Source organism: Brevundimonas sp., from assembly GCF_036405315.1.
Taxonomy (GTDB): domain Bacteria; phylum Pseudomonadota; class Alphaproteobacteria; order Caulobacterales; family Caulobacteraceae; genus Brevundimonas.
Window position 1 is genome coordinate 1 of record NZ_DASWXW010000039.1, and the last position, 16489, is coordinate 16489.

The window sequence follows — 16489 nt, forward strand, 5'->3', positions numbered from 1 at the left end:
GGCCTGCGTGGCCTCGACGAGAACCAAAAGGTCTCGTACGAAATCGAGCGCGACCGTCGCTCGGGCAAGGAATCGGCCGGTCAACTGAAGACCGAAGGCTGATTTCTCGCGCCGTTCATTCGGCGCGGATTTCGAACGGCGGCGACGGCTTCGGCTGTCGCCGCCGTTTTCGTTTGCGGCGCCCAATTATGGCTTTTGCGCCCCTGCCCTTGCTAATGGGCGGCAAAGCGCCCATCTTTGTATTCGTCGATCTCTCTGCGAAACGCTGCTGCCCCTTTGCATCGCGCACCGAGGTCCAAAGCCAATCCCATTCAGACCCGACAGGCTGCCAGGACATCCTTCCTGCGGCCACTCAAACGGGGAGTCCTGAAAATGGCTACCGGCACTGTCAAATGGTACAACTCCACCAAGGGCTATGGCTTCATCCAGCCCGATGATGGCGGCAAGGACGTCTTCGTCCACGCAACGGCCGTCGAGGTCTCTTCGCTCGGTTCGCTGAACGAAAACCAGAAAGTCTCCTACGAAATCGAACGCGACAGCCGCAGCGGCAAGGAATCCGCTGGCCGGCTTCAGGCGGCTGACTAAGCCGACACCGACCATACCGCCCCGGAGTTGACGCCGAACACGGCCGCCCAGCGCGACCAGCACGCCATCGCCTTCGAAGGCGAAGTGGTGAAGCTGCTCCCCCTGGGCCGTCGTCGGGTGCGGTTGAACAACGGGCATCTGGTGACGGTGCTGGCGTCCCTCGGGAAACCGACGGACGTCAGCCTGATCGGCGACCGCGTCGTCGTCGAGATCGCCTTCAATCAGTTGAAGGGCTGGCGCCTCGTGCGCCGGCCCTGACGCTCTCCCCGGAGACGCCGATGACCACGCTTGCTGACAAGATCCCCGCCCTGAGCGAAGTCGACCTCAAGGCCCTGCGCGCCAACGCCGCACGCCTGGTCGAGCATGGCTCTGCCGTTCAGGTGACGACCGCAGCCGATATCCTGCCGCTGATCGACGCCCGACTGGCCGAAATCGCCGCCGCGCCCAAGCCCGTCGCACCGGCCAAGAAGCGCGCCGCCCCCAAGAAGAAGCCGGCGCCCGTCACGGGCCATCAGACCGCCCTGCCCGACAAGACGGCCTGACTTCAGTTCAACGTAGGGCCTGATCCAGGTCGGCGATCAGGTCGTCGATATCCTCGACCCCGACCGACAGACGGATCAGGTTGTCGGTGACGCCGCCGGCCTCGCGCACGTCCTTGGGCACGCTGGCGTGGGTCATGATGGCCGGGTGGTTCACCAGGCTTTCGACCCCGCCCAGCGACTCCGCCAGGGTGAAGACCTGCACCCGCTCCAGCACGCGCTTGGTCCGCTCCAGATCGCCGTCGATCAGCACCGTGACCATGCCGCCGAAGCGGCCGTTCATCTGGCGCGCGGCCAGCTCGTGCTGCGGGTGGCTGATCAGGCCCGGATAGATGACCTTGGCCACGCCAGCCCGGTCTTCCAGCCAGCGCGCCACGGCCAGGGCGTTCTCGTTGTGCGCCTTCATGCGCAGGCCCAGGGTCTTCAGGCCCCGGTTGGCCAGGAAGGCGTCGAACGGACCCATGACGCCGCCGATGGAGTTCTGCAGGAACTTCAGCTGAGCCGCCATCTCGGCGTCCCTGGCCACCAGAACCCCGCCGACGATGTCAGAGTGACCGTTCAGATACTTGGTCGCCGAATGCATGACCACGTCGGCGCCCAGGGCCAGCGGCTGCTGGCTCCACGGCGTGGCGAAGGTGTTGTCGACGACCAGGATCAGCTTGTGGGCCTTGGCGATCTTGGACAAGGCCTCGATGTCGGCCAGCTTCATCAGCGGGTTGGTGGGCGTCTCGACCCACAGCATCCGCGTCTTGTCGGTGATCGCCGCCTCGACCGCCGCCAGATCGGTCAGGTCGATGTAGCTGAAGTCCAGCCCCATCGACCGACGCCGCACCCGCTCGAACAGCCGCCACGAGCCGCCGTAGAGGTCGTCGCCGGTGACGATGTGCGAACCGGCGTCCAGCAGTTCCAGCGCCGTCGAGGTCGCCGCCATGCCCGAGCCAAAGCCGAAGGCCTGAACCCCGCCTTCAAGGTCGGCGATGCAGGCCTCGAAGGCCTCACGCGTCGGGTTCTTACCGCGCGCGTACTCATACCCCTTGTTCACGCCCGGGCTTTCCTGGGCGTAGGTCGAGGTGGCGTAGATCGGCGTCATCACCGCGCCCGTGGTCGGGTCGGGCTTCTGGCCGGCGTGGATGGCGCGGGTCGAGAAACCCTGGCTGTTCTTCAGGTCTGCCATGGTCTTACCGGTTCAGGCTGAGGTGGTTGATCAGGTCGGTGCGGGCGATCAGGCCGACGAAGGCCTCGCCGTCCAGAACGATGGCCACGCGGTCGCGGTCGAAGATCGGGATCAGGGCGTCCAGCGACTCCGACACCTGCAGGGTGTCCAGATCGCGCGTCATGGCCGAGGAGACCGGCTTGGCGAAGCGTTCCTGACGGGTGATGTCGTCGGTGTTCATGATGTGGACGATGTCGCTCTCGTCCAGAATGCCGACCAGGCGGCCGTCCTGAATGACCGGCAGTTGCGACACACCGTCGCCCTTCATCCGCTTGAAGGCGGTGTCCAGGGTGTCGTCGGGGCCGATGATCACCACGTCGCCGTTGGCGTATTTGCGCGTGATCAGGTCCGACAGGTCGCCGTGCAGTTCGCGCTGGGTCAGGCCCTGATCGGCTAGCCAGGCGTCGTTGTAGACCTTGGACAGATACTTGGCGCCGGTGTCGCAGACGAAGGTCACGACCCGCTTCGGCTCGGTCTGCTCGCGGCACCAGCGCAGGGCCGTGGCGATCAGGGTGCCGGACGACGACCCCGCCAGGATGCCTTCCTTCAGCAGCAGCTCGCGCACCGTGGCGATCGCCTCCGAGTCCGGGATCGAATAGGCCATGTCGATCAGGTCGGGATCGGCGGTGTCCGGCATGAAGTTCTGGCCGATGCCTTCGACCGCATAGCTGCCGTCCGGACCGGCCACGCCCTCGTTGATCAGGCCCGCCAGGGCCGAGCCGACCGGGTCCGCCAGGATGATCTTGGCGTTCGAGCCCTGCGACTTGAAGTATTGCGCATTGCCCGTGATCGTCCCGCCCGAGCCGATGCCGGCGACGAAGGCGTCGATGTCGCCGTCCATCTGCTCGAAGATTTCCGGGCCGGTCGTCTTGAAGTGGGCGGCGGTGTTGGCGTCGTTGGCGAACTGGTTGACGAAGTAGCCGCCGGGGATCTGCTGGGCCAGGCGCTCGGCCATGTCGGTGTAGTATTCGGGGTGGCCGTGCGGCACGTCCGAGCGGGTCAGGCGCACGTCGGCGCCCATGGCGCGCAGATGCTGGATCTTCTCCTTCGACATCTTGTCGGGGATGACCAGCAGGACCTTATAGCCCTTCTGCTTGCCCACCAGGGTCAGGGCCAGGCCGGTGTTGCCCGCCGTGGCTTCGACGATGGTGCCGCCCGGCTTCAGCCAGCCGGCGTTTTCCGCCGCCTCGATCATCGACAGGGCGATGCGGTCCTTGATCGAACCGCCGGGGTTCTGGCTCTCCAGTTTCAGGAACAGGCGGCAGGGGCCGGTGTCGATCCGCGTCACCTCGACCATCGGCGTCTTGCCGATCAGGTCCAGCAGCGATCCCACAGGGCGGATCAGGACGGGGGCGTCGGACATCGACATGCGGAAGGCTCCGGGAAAGGCGTGTTCAGGGGCGGAAGCTGGGCGTCGGCGCACGCTTGGTCAACTCACGCAAGTTTTCACCCATTTGGCTCGAAGCGCATTACATAGGACGCAATGACCAAGACGCCGAAACGCCCCGCCGCGGGCCTGCCCGACAAAGAGACCCTGATCGCCTTCCTGCGCGAAGCCGGCGAGGCCCAGAAGGCCGACATCGCCCGCGCCTTCGGATTGAAGGGCGTCGAACGTCGCCAGCTGCGCGAAATGCTGAAGACGCTGGAGGCCGAAGGCGCCCTGGGCAAGCGCGGCCGCAAAGGCTTTTCCGAGGTCGGCGCCCTGCCCCCCGTCGGCGTGGCCGACGTGGTGGATCGCGACGCCGACGGCGAGCTTTACGTCGAGCTGGTCAAGGGCGGCGAGGACGCGCCGCGCGCCCTGCTGCTGCCGGATCGCGAGGGCAAGAGCCCGGCGCCTGGCGTCGGCGACCGTCTGCTGGTCAAGTTCTCGCGCGGCGCCGAGGGCTGGGAGGCCCGTCTGGTCAAGCGGCTGGACGCCGGGACCAACCGCGTCCTGGGCGTGATCCGCAAGTCGGCGCGCGAAACCCGCGTCGAGCCGGTCGACAAGCGTTCCAAGGACGTGCTGCTGATCCCCTCGGCTCAGGCTGGCGACCTGCGCGACGGCGATCTGGTGCTGGCCTCGATCGAAAAGGGCGACCACCGCTACGGGCCCAAGCGCGGCAAGATCCTGGAATCCATCGGCCGCGAGGACGATCCCCGCGCCGCCTCCATCATCGCCATCCACGCCCACGGCCTGCCGACCGGCTTCTCGGAGCAGGTCGAGCGCGAGGCCGAGGATCAGGCCCTGCCGACGCTGAAGGGGCGCGAAGACCTGCGCGAGGTGCCCTTCATCACCATCGACCCGGCCGACGCCCGCGACCACGACGACGCCGTCTACGCCGAGCGGGACACGGACCCGAAAAACCCCGACGGCTGGGTCGTCTGGGTCGCCATCGCCGACGTGGCCGCCTATGTCCGCCCCAACTCGGCGCTGGACCGCGAGGCGCGCGACAAGGGCAACTCCACCTACTTCCCCGACCGCGTCGAGCCCATGCTGCCGGAAGTCCTGTCCAACGGTCTGTGCAGCCTGAAACAGGGCGAGAACCGCGCCTGCATGGCCGTGCGCATGATCTTCGACAAGGACGGTAGGAAGACCGGGCACAAGTTCATGCGCGGCCTTATGCGGTCGCAGGCCAAACTGTCCTACGAACAGGCCCAGTCCGCCATCGACGGCCAGCAGGACGATGTGACGGGTCCGATCATGGACGCCGTCCTCTATCCGTTGTGGAACGCCTATTCGACCATGCTGAAGGGCCGCGAGCGCCGCAGCCCCCTGGCCATCGAAAGCCCGGAACGCAAGGTGCTGATGGACCCCGGCGGCGGCATCGGCGCCATCGAGCCGCGCAAGTCGCTGGAGGCCCACCGCCTGATCGAAGAAATGATGATCCAGGCCAACGTCTGCGCCGCCGAGACGCTGGAGAAGACGCGCACGCCGCTGATCTATCGCGTCCACGAGGCCCCCAGCCAGGAGAAGATCTTCAACCTGGCCGACTTCCTGCACACCATCGCCATGCCCTGGAACAAGGGCGAGGCGCCGAACACCAAGCGGTTCAACAAGCTGCTGGACGAGACGCGCGACGGCCCCCACGCCGAAGTGGTCAACGAGGTGGTCCTGCGCACCCAGATGCAGGCGATCTATTCGCCTGAGAACGTCGGCCACTTCGGCCTGCACCTGGAACGCTACGCTCACTTCACCTCGCCGATCCGGCGCTATTCCGACCTGATCGTGCACCGCGGCCTGATCCGTGGCCTGAACCTGGGCTCGGACGGTCTGACGGACCGCGAGATCGCCGAACTGACCGCCATCGCCGAGCAGGTGACGAGCACCGAGCGCCGCTCGATGGCCGCCGAGCGCGACGCCATGGACCGCTACATCGCCGCCTTCCTGGAAGACCACGTCGGCGCCACCTTCGCCGGACGCATCACCGGCGTCACCCGCTTCGGCCTGTTCGTACGGCTGGACGAGACGGGCGCCGACGGTCTGGTGCCGGTATCTACCCTGGGCAGCGAGTATTTCACCCACGACGACCGCGCCCACGCCCTGGTCGGCGACCGCACCGGCAAACGCTTCACCCTGGGCCGTCGCGTCGAGGTCAAGCTGATGGAGGCCACGCCCGTCACTGGCGGTCTGGTGCTGGAGATGATCTCCGAGCCGGACCCGCGCGACCCCAACGCCCCGGCCCCGCGCTACGGCATCCGCGGACGCGGCGGCGATCGCCCGCCGATGCGTGGAAAAGGCCGCCCCGGCGGTCCCAAGCCCCGCAACGGCGGCAAGCCGTCGGGCGGGCTCAAGGGGGTTCGCAAGGGCAAGCGGAAGTGAAGCCTCAGCCCTTCGACGCCGCTCAGGACCTGGCCGACGCTCCGCGCACGGGCGGCGGCCAGAAGCCCAAGGACGCCGCCACTCTGATCCTGACGCGCGGCGGGGACCGCCCTGAGGTGCTGATGGGACGGCGTGCGCCCGGCCACGTCTTCATGGCCTCGAAGTGGGTCTTTCCCGGCGGACGCATCGACCGTTCCGACTTCACCGCCGCCTCGACCGGCGAACTGTCGTCAGACGTCGCCCGGCGGCTGGAGGCCGAGATGCCTGCTCGTCGCGCCCGCGCCCTGGCCCTGACCGCCGTGCGCGAGACCTTTGAGGAAACAGGGCTGATTCTGGGCCTGCCCGCCCCGCCCGCCTCGGTCGCCGGGCCCTGGCGCGAGTATCGTCAGGCGGGCGCCCTGCCCGACCTGTCGGCCCTGTCCTATGTGGCCCGCGCCATCACCCCGCCGGGACGCACGCGCCGTTTCGACGCCCGCTTCTTCATGGCCCCGGTCGAGGCCCTGCGCGATCCCGACCGGATCGAAGGCTCGGGCGAACTGGACGAGATCGCCTGGCTGCCGCTGGACGAGGCCCAGGCCCTGGACCTGCCCGCCATCACCCGCTTCGTCCTAGGCGAGGTCGCCGAACGGCTGAGCCATCCCGACCGCCCCCTGCCCTTCGTGCGCATGGTGCGCGGCCAGCATGTGGTCGAACACAGGGACTGACGCTGTGGCCAAGCGGACGATCATCCTTCGCCTGACCATCAACGACCCCGTGCCGGGCGTCTGCTACAGCCTACAGGGCAAGGACGGCGAACCCATCGACGCCGCGACCGCAACCGAGGCCCCGCTGTCACTGAACGCGCCCGTCGTCCTGAATGACGATAACCGCTTGAGCGGCCCCTTCGTGCGGCGGGAAGGAACCGAGCGCCGCTTCGTCTATATCGGCATCGGCAAGCACGCCGGCGCCCCGGACAGCAACTGGGACCGCCGAGCCAAGATCGACGTCCACGACATCCCTGCCGACCTGCTCGAGGTCGCGCGTCAGGGCCGCACGCTGGAAGTCCGCCTACCGGGTCGTGCAAAGGACGGCAGCCCGGCCTGCGCCACCGTCCGCCCCTTGAAACCGTGGAAGGCGCTCTAGGCCCTATTGAGCGACGGGCTTCTTCAGATCGAACTCGACGCGGAAGTGGCGGTTCGGGCGACGCAGCTCATAGGCGAACATCTGGCCCGGATGGACCTCCATCGCCCAGGTGTTGATGGTCGAGACCGAGGCGTTGTTGGCGTTGAACAGGTCGATGGATTCCTGATCGACCGGGAATTCCTGGCGCTCGGCCGCGCCCGCGCCCGCCGTGTCGCCGCCGTACCAGTGCAGTGTGTCGGTCGTGCCGTCGTCGTGACGGTGATCATGCTTCAGCCGCAGCCCCGTCGCCGTGCGCGTCACCACCCAGGTGCGCGACCGGTCGGCGCCGACCCAGAAGGGAATGCGAATCTCTTCGGCCGAGCAGTCGCGCACATGCATCAGCAGACGCTGGCTGGCGAAATCCGAATCGGCGGCGTCGGTAGTGACGACCTTGCCCTCGAATCTCTGGCCGCACAGGGCGCTCAGGTTCTTGAAGAAGGCATCCTGGGGCGTCTCGGCGCGCGCGGCGGCGGGCAAGGACGACAGGGTCAGGGCGACGGCCGCGAGGGCGAGCGAGGTCAGGGCTTTCATTTCATCACCCTAGCCTTTAGGAGCCATTCCTCAACGCGACATCGCGGGCGTTGACTTTGATCTCCGCCTGAGTATGTTCCGCGCCTCTCGTTTCATGCGGCTTTCGCCGTCGCAAAGGTAATTCCGATGGCCAAACCGGCTTCCATCAAGATCCGCCTGAACTCCACCGCCGACACCGGCTTCTTCTACGTGACCAAGAAGAACGCCCGTACGATGACCGAAAAGATGGTCGTCAAGAAGTACGACCCGGTCGTCCGCAAGCACGTCGAGTTCAAGGAAGGCAAGATCAAGTAAGGGCCTGACCGCCCCGAGCCTCAGGGCTCGCTTGACTGCAGAATTCGAAACGCCCGGCTGTTCAGCCGGGCGTTTTTCGTTGTCCGATCAATGAGAAGGCAGCGTCAGGCCGCGCGGGCGACGACCTTGTTTCGGCCCGAGGCCTTGGCCTCGTAGACCCCCTCGTCCGCCCGCTTCAGCAGGGCTTCGGGCGTGTCGTCAGCCCCCGTGGTCGCGGCCACGCCGACCGAGACGGTGATGTTCAGATGCTCGCGGCCGCCCATGACGCGGAACGGCGCCGCGCCCACGTCGCGACGGATTCGCTCGGCGATTCGCTTGGCGTCCTCCAGCGTCGTGCCCGGCATGACCACGACGAACTCCTCGCCGCCGAATCGGCACGGCAGATCCACCGCCCGCACATTGGTCGCCAGCCGCACCGAAAACTCGCGCAGCACCTCGTCGCCGGCGTCGTGGCCGAAGCCGTCGTTGACCGCCTTGAAGTGATCGATATCCAGCACCAGCACGGCCAGTGGCTCGCCGCCGGTGTTGGCGCGCGCCACCAGGGCCTGAAGCTGGCTCGACATATACCGGCGATTGTGAAGCCCGGTCAGAGCGTCGGTGACAGCCATCTCCAGGCTGTAATCCAGCTTCTCCCGCAGAAAGTCGCCGTAACGCTTGCGCCGCACCTGGGTGCGCGCGCGCGCCGACAGTTCCTCGGGATCGACCGGCCGGGTCAGGATGTCGTTGGCGCCCAACTCCAGCGCCTTCAGCAGCCGGGGGCGGTCGTGCGAATCGACCAGGGCCAGGATCGGCAGCCGCCGCGTCGGTTCCTTCGAGCGCGCCTGGGCGATCAGGCGCAGCCCGTCAAAGCCCTCGGAGGTGACATTGACGATCATCAGGTCCACCGGCCCGCGCGCCGCCTCCAACGCCGCCTCGGGCGCCGTTTCGATCAGGGGACGGTGCTCGACCGCCAGTTCCTGCGCCACCTTGGCGGCCTGAAGCTCATTGTCGTCAACGACCAGAACCCGCCCGCCAGACCCCTTGAGCCGCGCCACGCCGGCGGTGTCGACGCCGACTCGCCGCCCGCTTTCCTCGCGCTCGCGCAGTTCGTCCATAACCATCTTCAGCCGGGTCAGGCTCTTGACCCGCGCCATCAGGATGACGTCGTCCAGCGGCTTGGTCAGGAAGTCGTCGGCGCCGGCTTCCAGGCCGCGGATACGATCATGGCGCCCGTCCAGCGCCGTCACCAGCACCACCGGGATATGCCGCGTCCTCGGCTCGTTCTTCAGGCGACGGCAGGTCTCGAACCCGTCCATGCCCGGCATCATGACGTCCAGAAGGATCAGATCCGGCTGTTCCGACGCCGCCATCTCAATGGCCGTCAGGCCGTCGCCGCAGGTCAGGGCTTCATAATACTCAAGCGTCAGCTTGGCCTCGAGCAGGCGGACATTGGCCTCGACGTCGTCCACCACCAGGATGCGCGCGCTCATCGCCTACCCCAAATGCTTGCGCACGGTCTCAAGGAACGACACCACCGAGATGGGCTTGGAGATATAGGCCTCGCAGCCGCCCTGCCGGATTCGCTCCTCATCGCCCTTCATGGCGAAGGCTGTAACGGCGATGACGGGAATATGGTTCAGTTCCTCGTCGTCCTTCAGCCACTTGGTCACTTCCAGACCGGAAATCTCCGGCAACTGAATGTCCATCAGGATCAGGTCGGGGCGATGCTGGCGCGCAAGGGCGAGCGCCTGCAGCCCTTCGCGGGTCTGCAGGGTCTCATAACCCTGGGAGTCGAGCAAATCATGAAAAAGCTTCATGTTCAGCTCGTTATCCTCGACGATGAGGACTTTCTTGGACATCCGCCACCCGGCTGTTTCGCCAACAATTTGCGCACGTGCGCAGGGCTTTTCGCCTTCTTCGGATGCACTGTGACGCGCGCAGTCTTAAGTTGAGATGAAGCTGCCATTTTTCATTGCGCTATCGCGCTGCGCGCTGCTTGAGCGCCGACGGAGTTGCTTTTGAGCCTGAAGGCCGTCTGCCGCGACTGCTTGTGGACCGGCGACCGCAAGGTCGAGCGGTGTCCGAGTTGCGCCTCGCGCCGGGTGATCGCCCACGACGAACTGGGCGAGCTGACCATCGCCCACCTGGACTGCGACGCCTTCTACGCCTCGGTCGAGAAGCGCGACCGGCCGGAACTGCGCGACAAGCCGGTCATCATCGGCGGCGGCAAGCGCGGCGTGGTCTCGACCGCCTGCTATGTGGCCCGCCTGCACGGCGTGGGTTCGGCCATGCCCATGTTCAAGGCGCTGAAGGCCTGCCCGGACGCCGTCGTCATCAAGCCCGACTTCCGCAAGTACGTGGCCGAGAGTGAGCGCATCTTCGGCGCGGTCGGCAAGCTGACGCCCCTGGTCCAGACCCTGTCGCTGGACGAGGCCTGGATCGACCTGAAGGGCACCGAGCGTCTGAACGGCGGCCCGCCCGCGTTTCAATTGATCCGCCTGCAGAAATGGATCGAGGAGGAGACCGGCCTGACCGTCTCCATCGGCCTGGCCCCCAACCGCTTCCTGGCCAAGATCGCGTCGGAACTGGACAAGCCGCGCGGCTTTTCCGTCATCGGCGCGACTGAAGCGAAAGGCCTGCTGGCCTCGCGTCCGGTCAACATCCTGCCCGGCGTCGGGCCGGTGTTCGGGCGCACCCTGCGCTCCGACGGCTTCGCCACGGTCGGCGATCTGGCCGCCGCCGACGTCAAGGATCTGGTGCGGCGTTACGGCGAGACGGGCCTGCGCCTCTACGACCTCAGCCACGCCCGCGACGCTCGGCCCGTTCGCCCCGACCACGACCGGCGCGGCATGAGCGCCGAGACCACCTTCAACGACGACCTGACGTCCGCCGAGGATCTGGAGGCCGAACTCTGGCCCCTGTGCGAGAAGCTGGCGTCCAAGGCGCGACAGGACGGCGTGGCCAGCCGGGTGGTGGTGCTGAAACTGCGCAGGGCCGACTTCAGGATCATCACCCGCCGCATCACCCTGGCCGAGCCGGTGCAGACGGCGCGGGTGCTGTTTTCCGCGGGGCGCGACCTGCTGAAGCCCGAACTGGGCGAGCCCTATCGCCTGATCGGAATCGGCCTGGCCGAAATCGCCGAGGCGGGCGCCGCCCCCGCCGGACTGTTCGCCACCGCCGAGACCCGGGCCCTGAAGACCGAAACCGCCATCGACGCCCTGCGCGCCAAGTTCGGGGCGGCCGCCGTGGTCGCGGGCCGTGCGCTCAAGAAGCCCGGATGACGCCGCTCGTCTGGCGCGCTACACCCCGCCCCAACCCCTCAACGGAGTCTCCGACATGAGCATTCACGCCCGCATCGCCGAACTCGGCATCACCCTGCCCGAGCCCGCCAAGCCCGTCGCCAGCTACGTCTCCTATGTCCGCACCGGCAACCAGGTCCTGATCTCGGGCCAGCTGTCGAACGACGCCAACGGCGGGATCAAGGGCACCGTCGGCGTCGACGTGACCCCGGAGCAGGCCGCCGAAGCCGCCCGCCTGTGCGGCATCAACCTGCTGGCTCAGATCAACGCCGCCGTCGATGGCGACCTGGATCGCGTCGTTCGCATCGTCAAACTGGGCGCCTTCGTCCAGGCCGGACCGGACTTCGAAGCCATCCCGGCCGTCGTCAACGGCTGCTCGGACCTGATGGTCCAGGTCTTCGGCGACGCGGGCAAGCACGCCCGTTCGGCCGTCGGCGTCTACAAGCTGCCGCTTGGCTTCGCCGTCGAGATCGACGCCATCATCGAGGTGAAGTGAGCTTCACGCTCCAGGTTCACGACGGGATCGCCGCGATAGGCCGGGACGCGTGGGACGCCTGCGCGGCCCCGACCGGCGATCCCTTCGTCTCCTACGACTTCCTGCACGCCTGCGAGGCGTCCGGCAGCGCCGTCCCGTCCCAGGGCTGGGCGGCGCGCCACCTGTCCCTGCATGACGAAGACGGCGCCGTGATCGGCGTCATGCCCCTCTATCTGAAGGGCCATAGCCAGGGCGAGTACGTCTTCGACCACGCCTGGGCCGACGCCTATCAACGCGCCGGCGGGCGCTACTACCCCAAGCTTCTGGGCGCCGTGCCCTTCACGCCCGCGACGGGGCCGCGTTTTCTGAACGCGCCCGACACCGACGCAGCAACCGTGCGCGAGACCCTGCTGCAAGGCGCGCTGACCCTGGTCGAGCGGCTGGGCGTCTCGTCCCTGCACGTCAACTTCCCGGCCGAGCCTGAGTGGCGCGCCATGACCGAGGCGGGCCTGCTGCCGCGCCGCGACATCCAGTTCATCTGGCGCAATGAGAGCTATCGCAGCTTCGACGACTTCCTCGCCGCCCTGTCGTCCAATCGGCGTAAGACCATCCGGCGCGAGCGGCGCGAGGCGCAAGCCGGGCTCGACATCCGCGTCCTGACCGGCGCCGATCTAACCGAGGCCCACTGGGACGCCTTCTTCGACTTCTACATGGACACCGGCGACCGCAAATGGGGCCGGCCCTATCTGACGCGCGACTTCTTCGCTCGCGTCGGCGCAAGCATGGCCGACCGCATCGCCCTGGTCATGGCCTTCCGCGACGACACGCCCATCGCCGGGGCCCTGAACTTCATCGGCCGCGAGGCCCTCTATGGCCGTCAGTGGGGCGCGCTGGAGGAGGTCCCCTTCCTCCATTTCGAGCTCTGCTACTATCAGGCCATCGACTTCGCCATCGCGCGCGGCCTGTCCCGCGTCGAGGCGGGCGCCCAGGGCGAGCACAAGATCGCGCGCGGCTATCTGCCCTCCCCCGTCTATAGCGCCCACTGGATCGCCGATCCGGCCCTGCGCGACCCGGTCGCCCGCTACCTCGACAACGAGCGCCCGGCGGTCGAGGCTGAAATGGCGGCGATGACGGCCGACCTGTCGCCCTATCGCGCTCGCTGACAGGTCGTCGCATCGCGAAGTTCTACGGAACTTGCTGCGTCGCAATACGCTTCCCCTGTGAGTCTCCTCCTCACATCAGGAATCACCATGACCGATCAACGTATCGAAGGCGTCGCGACGGAGCTGAAGGGCAAGGCCCAGAACGGCCTCGGCCGCCTGACCGGCGACAGCAAGCTCCAAGTCGAAGGCAAGCTGAACGAGGTCAAGGGCAAGGCGCTGGACGCCTATGGCCGCGTCATCGACGGTCTGGACGGCATGGTCGACAAGGCCCCCGCCGATCTGCGCGAACCGGCGCGCAAGGGCCTGGACTTCGCCCGTCGCAAACCCCTGCTGACCACCGGCATCCTGGCTGGCGCGGCGGTGCTGCTAAGCGCGCTGGGTCGTAAACGCTAGACCTCACCCATTGTCAGCCGCCTGTGCGAACAGGCGGCCGATTTCGGCGTCCACCTGATCGGCCGCCTCCAGCTCGATGGTCGCCGTCAGCCGTTCCGACCAGCTTTCGCGCCGCGCCGACGGCGACAGGCGCGACGAGGCCTCCGGCGCCAGCTTCAAACCCAAGAGCGCCCGACCGCCCTTGAGCGGGCGGATGGCCGCGAACTGCACGCTGCGCGAGAAGGACGTATAGCCCTTGCGCTGGCCCGAGATGACGCCTTCGGCGCCGTCCGCGACCCGCTCGACCGCTTCAAGGAGCGCCAGCGACGCCGGGTCCTTCCACAGCGCCGCGCGCAGGACCTCGGGTTCGTCCCAGCCGAGGCTGTCGGCGGGGCGGCAGGCGTCCAGGATCTGCGCCGCGTGGTTCTGGCCCACGCCGTGCTCGGCCTTCAGCCAGGCCGCCTGGGCGCGCGGCGCGGTCTCGGGACAGGCCTTCATGATGGCGACCCAGTCGGCCAGCGGCTTGCCGGTGTTCTTCTCCAGATTGGCCTGAACCGTGGCGAACCACTTCTTCTGCCGCTCCGTCAGCACTGCGCCCATCATCCGTCCCTCCACCAGAGCAGACCCTAGCTCTCCGCTCATCCCCGCGGAAGCGGGGACCCAGTAAGCGCCACCCGCACCGCGACCGGGCCCGCGCCTATAGCCAAAGCACTGGGTCCCCGCCTCCGCGGGGATGAGCGGAATTGAGAAGGCCCGGGCGTTTCCGCCCGGGCCTCCGACTGCAAACCTGAGCGAAATCAGGCCGTTTCTTCTTCCTCTTCCTTCACCGCCGCGCCCTTGGTCGGAGTGATGTCGAAGGCGATCTTGCCGTCCTTCAGCTCGACCTTGACGTGTCCGCCGCGCGTCAGGCGACCGAACAGGATGTCGTCGGCCAGCGGCTTCTTGATGTGCTCCTGAATGACGCGGGCCAGAGGCCGCGCGCCGTACAGTTCGTCGAAGCCGTTCTTGGCCAGCCAGTCGGTCGCCTCGTCGGTCAGTTCGATAGTGATGTTGCGGTCCGCCAGTTGGGCGTCCAACTGCATCATGAACTTGCCGACCACCGAGCGGATCGTCTCGGCGGCCAGCGGCTTGAAGGCCACGATGGCGTCCAGACGGTTGCGGAACTCCGGCGCGAACAGGCGCTGGATGGCCTTGTCGTCCTCGCCCTCGACCTTGCCCCGGCCGAAGCCGATGGAGGCGCGGGCGTTGTCGGCGGCCCCGGCGTTGGTGGTCATGATCAGGATGACGTTCCTGAAGTCGACCTTCTTGCCGATGGCGTCGGTCAGGGTCCCGTTGTCCATCACCTGCAGCAGGATGTTGTAGACGTCGGGGTGGGCCTTCTCGATCTCGTCCAGCAGCACCACCGAGTGGGGGTGCTGATCGACCGCGTCGGTCAGAAGGCCGCCCTGGTCATGGCCGACATAGCCCGGAGGGGCGCCGATCAGGCGGCTGACCGTGTGGCGCTCCATGTATTCCGACATGTCGAAACGCTGCATCTCGATGCCCAGGGTGGCGGCAAGCTGCTTGGCCACCTCGGTCTTGCCCACGCCGGTCGGTCCGCTAAACAGGAAGGCGCCGATGGGCTTGTTGGGATCGCGAAGACCCGCCCGCGCCAGCTTCATCGCCGCCGAGACCTGATCGATGGCCTGTTCCTGACCAAAGACAGCGCGCTTCAGATCGGTCTCCAGCTCGCGCAGGGATTCCGTATCCGACTTGCTGACCGACTTCGGCGGGATGCGGGCCATCTTGGCGATGACGGCCTCGACCTCCTTCTGGCCGATGACCTTCTTGCGCCTGGATTCCGGCAGGAGCATCTGCGACGCCCCCGCCTCGTCGATCACGTCGATGGCCTTGTCCGGCAGCTTGCGGTCGGTGATGTAGCGCGCCGACAGGTCGACCGCCGTGCGGATGGCGGCGTCGGTGTAGCGCAGCTTGTGGTGGGTCTCGTAGGTCGTCTTCAGCCCCTTGAGGATCTTCACCGTGTCCTCGACCGTCGGCTCGTTGACGTCGATCTTCTGGAAGCGACGCACCAGGGCGCGGTCCTTCTCGAAGTGCTGGCGATACTCCTTGTAGGTGGTGGAGCCCATGCAGCGCAGGCTGCCCGAGGCCAGGGCCGGCTTCAGCAGGTTGGACGCATCCATGGCGCCGCCGCTGGTTGCGCCGGCGCCGATCACCGTGTGAATCTCGTCGATGAACAGAACCGCGTTCTCGTGGGTCTCCAGTTCCTTGACGACCTGTTTCAGCCGTTCCTCGAAGTCGCCGCGATAGCGGGTGCCGGCCAGCAGCGCCCCCATGTCGAGCGAATAGATGGTGGCGTCCTTCAGGACCTCCGGCACTTCGCCGTTGACGATCTTGCGGGCCAGACCTTCGGCGATGGCGGTCTTGCCGACGCCGGGGTCGCCGACCAGCAGCGGATTGTTCTTGGTCCGGCGGCACAGAATCTGGATCGAACGCTCGACCTCGGCCGTGCGGCCGATCAGGGGATCGATCTTGCCCTTGCGCGCCTTCTCGTTGAGGTCGATGCAATAAGCCTCCAGCGCCTCTCCGCCCGATTTGACGGCGGCGGCGTCCTCGGCCTCCTCGGGCGAACCCTTGGCCGGGCGGGTCTCGCTGGCGCCCGGCTTCTTGGCGATGCCGTGGGCGATGAAGTTGACCGCGTCATAGCGCGTCATGTCCTGCTCTTGCAGGAAGTAGGCGGCGTGGCTTTCGCGCTCCGAGAAGATGGCGACCAGGACATTGGCGCCCGTCACTTCTTCCCTGCCCGACGACTGGACATGGATGACCGCGCGCTGGATCACCCGCTGGAAGCCCGCCGTCGGCTTGGCGTCGTCGCCGTCGGCCGTGGCCAGGGCGGCCAGATCATTGTCGACATAGAGGGTCAACGCGGTCTTCAGCGCGGCGAGATCGACGTTGCAGGCCGTCATCACGCCCGAGGCGTCGGGATCGTCGATCAGGGCCAGCAGCAGGTGTTCAAGCGTGGCGTACTCGTGCCGGCGCTCATTCGCATAGTGGACCGCGCGGTGCAGGGTCTCTTCGAGAG

The 16489-nt window shown here is 67.1% G+C and carries 18 protein-coding genes; 11 read left to right on the plus strand and 7 right to left on the minus strand.

Translation table 11 applies throughout. The features are described 5' to 3' along the window. The first annotated feature begins 372 nt into the window (after window positions 1-372). The 3 genes from VGE49_RS02730 to VGE49_RS02740 are packed head-to-tail and all read left to right on the plus strand — an operon-like array spanning window position 373 to window position 1127. Window positions 373-585, plus strand: a complete 213-nt coding sequence (locus VGE49_RS02730) for a cold-shock protein (RefSeq protein WP_331033051.1) — start codon at window positions 373-375, stop codon at window positions 583-585. 27 nt (window positions 586-612) lie between these two features. Next, window positions 613-843: a S1 domain-containing protein gene (locus VGE49_RS02735; protein WP_331033052.1), complete on the plus strand. Its 231-nt coding sequence runs from the start codon at window positions 613-615 to the stop codon at window positions 841-843. A 20-nt stretch (window positions 844-863) separates the two neighbouring features. Continuing rightward, window positions 864-1127, plus strand: a complete 264-nt coding sequence (locus VGE49_RS02740; RefSeq protein ID WP_331033053.1) for a hypothetical protein — start codon at window positions 864-866, stop codon at window positions 1125-1127. A 7-nt stretch (window positions 1128-1134) separates the two neighbouring features. On the opposite strand, the gene VGE49_RS02745 is transcribed toward VGE49_RS02740, so the two are convergent. After that, on the minus strand, window positions 1135-2298 hold the full coding sequence (locus tag VGE49_RS02745) for a cystathionine gamma-synthase (RefSeq protein ID WP_331033054.1): 1164 nt from the start codon (window positions 2296-2298) through the stop codon (window positions 1135-1137). 4 nt (window positions 2299-2302) lie between these two features. Beyond that, window positions 2303-3706 (minus strand): pyridoxal-phosphate dependent enzyme, encoded by a 1404-nt coding sequence (locus VGE49_RS02750; RefSeq protein ID WP_331033055.1) that lies wholly within the window; start codon window positions 3704-3706, stop codon window positions 2303-2305. 114 nt (window positions 3707-3820) lie between these two features. On the opposite strand from VGE49_RS02750, the gene rnr reads away from it, so the two are divergent. Genes rnr through VGE49_RS02765 form a run of 3 tightly spaced genes read left to right on the plus strand, consistent with a single transcriptional unit; the run spans window position 3821 to window position 7258 of the window. Beyond that, a complete protein-coding gene (gene rnr / locus VGE49_RS02755) occupies window positions 3821-6136 on the plus strand; it encodes a ribonuclease R (RefSeq protein ID WP_331033056.1) in 2316 nt (771 codons plus the stop codon). Next, entirely contained in the window at window positions 6133-6840 is a 708-nt protein-coding gene (locus tag VGE49_RS02760) for an NUDIX hydrolase (RefSeq protein WP_331033057.1), read from the plus strand. Before rnr ends, VGE49_RS02760 begins: the two co-directional genes overlap by 4 nt. Window positions 6841-6844: 4 nt before the next feature. Continuing rightward, window positions 6845-7258, plus strand: coding sequence for a DUF5990 family protein (locus VGE49_RS02765; RefSeq protein ID WP_331033058.1), 414 nt, complete (start codon window positions 6845-6847; stop codon window positions 7256-7258). A 3-nt stretch (window positions 7259-7261) separates the two neighbouring features. Here the strand turns inward: VGE49_RS02765 and VGE49_RS02770 are convergent, their stop codons facing one another. Continuing rightward, window positions 7262-7828 (minus strand): hypothetical protein, encoded by a 567-nt coding sequence (locus VGE49_RS02770; protein WP_331033059.1) that lies wholly within the window; start codon window positions 7826-7828, stop codon window positions 7262-7264. Window positions 7829-7954: 126 nt separating this feature from the next. Between VGE49_RS02770 and rpmG the strand changes: the two genes are divergently transcribed. After that, window positions 7955-8122 carry a 50S ribosomal protein L33 gene (gene rpmG / locus VGE49_RS02775; RefSeq protein WP_003164451.1) on the plus strand — a complete coding sequence of 56 codons (168 nt, stop codon included), beginning with the start codon at window positions 7955-7957 and terminating at the stop codon, window positions 8120-8122. Between the two features lie 104 nt (window positions 8123-8226). Here the strand turns inward: rpmG and VGE49_RS02780 are convergent, their stop codons facing one another. Further along, window positions 8227-9591, minus strand: a complete 1365-nt coding sequence (locus VGE49_RS02780; RefSeq protein ID WP_331033060.1) for a PleD family two-component system response regulator — start codon at window positions 9589-9591, stop codon at window positions 8227-8229. 3 nt (window positions 9592-9594) lie between these two features. Beyond that, the gene (locus VGE49_RS02785) at window positions 9595-9960 is read right to left on the minus strand and encodes a response regulator (RefSeq protein ID WP_331033061.1); all 366 of its coding nucleotides are present in this window, start codon (window positions 9958-9960) and stop codon (window positions 9595-9597) included. A 165-nt stretch (window positions 9961-10125) separates the two neighbouring features. Here VGE49_RS02785 and VGE49_RS02790 point away from each other — a divergent pair, with 165 nt between their 5' ends. From VGE49_RS02790 to VGE49_RS02805, 4 genes are all read left to right on the plus strand, one after another. Continuing rightward, on the plus strand, window positions 10126-11382 hold the full coding sequence (locus VGE49_RS02790; RefSeq protein ID WP_414643590.1) for a DNA polymerase IV: 1257 nt from the start codon (window positions 10126-10128) through the stop codon (window positions 11380-11382). Between the two features lie 55 nt (window positions 11383-11437). Beyond that, complete coding sequence (locus VGE49_RS02795; protein WP_331033063.1) at window positions 11438-11896, plus strand: RidA family protein; 459 nt, start codon at window positions 11438-11440, stop codon at window positions 11894-11896. Continuing rightward, window positions 11893-13038, plus strand: coding sequence for a GNAT family N-acetyltransferase (locus tag VGE49_RS02800; RefSeq protein WP_331033064.1), 1146 nt, complete (start codon window positions 11893-11895; stop codon window positions 13036-13038). The genes VGE49_RS02795 and VGE49_RS02800 overlap by 4 nt, the downstream gene beginning before the upstream one ends. Before the next feature lie 87 nt (window positions 13039-13125). Then, entirely contained in the window at window positions 13126-13431 is a 306-nt protein-coding gene (locus VGE49_RS02805; RefSeq protein ID WP_331033065.1) for a CsbD family protein, read from the plus strand. A 3-nt stretch (window positions 13432-13434) separates the two neighbouring features. Here the strand turns inward: VGE49_RS02805 and VGE49_RS02810 are convergent, their stop codons facing one another. Continuing rightward, a complete protein-coding gene (locus VGE49_RS02810; protein WP_331033066.1) occupies window positions 13435-14013 on the minus strand; it encodes a DUF4287 domain-containing protein in 579 nt (192 codons plus the stop codon). A gap of 194 nt (window positions 14014-14207) precedes the next feature. After that, on the minus strand, window positions 14208-16489 hold a 2282-nt coding region (gene clpA / locus VGE49_RS02815; RefSeq protein ID WP_331033067.1), incomplete at its 5' end, for an ATP-dependent Clp protease ATP-binding subunit ClpA.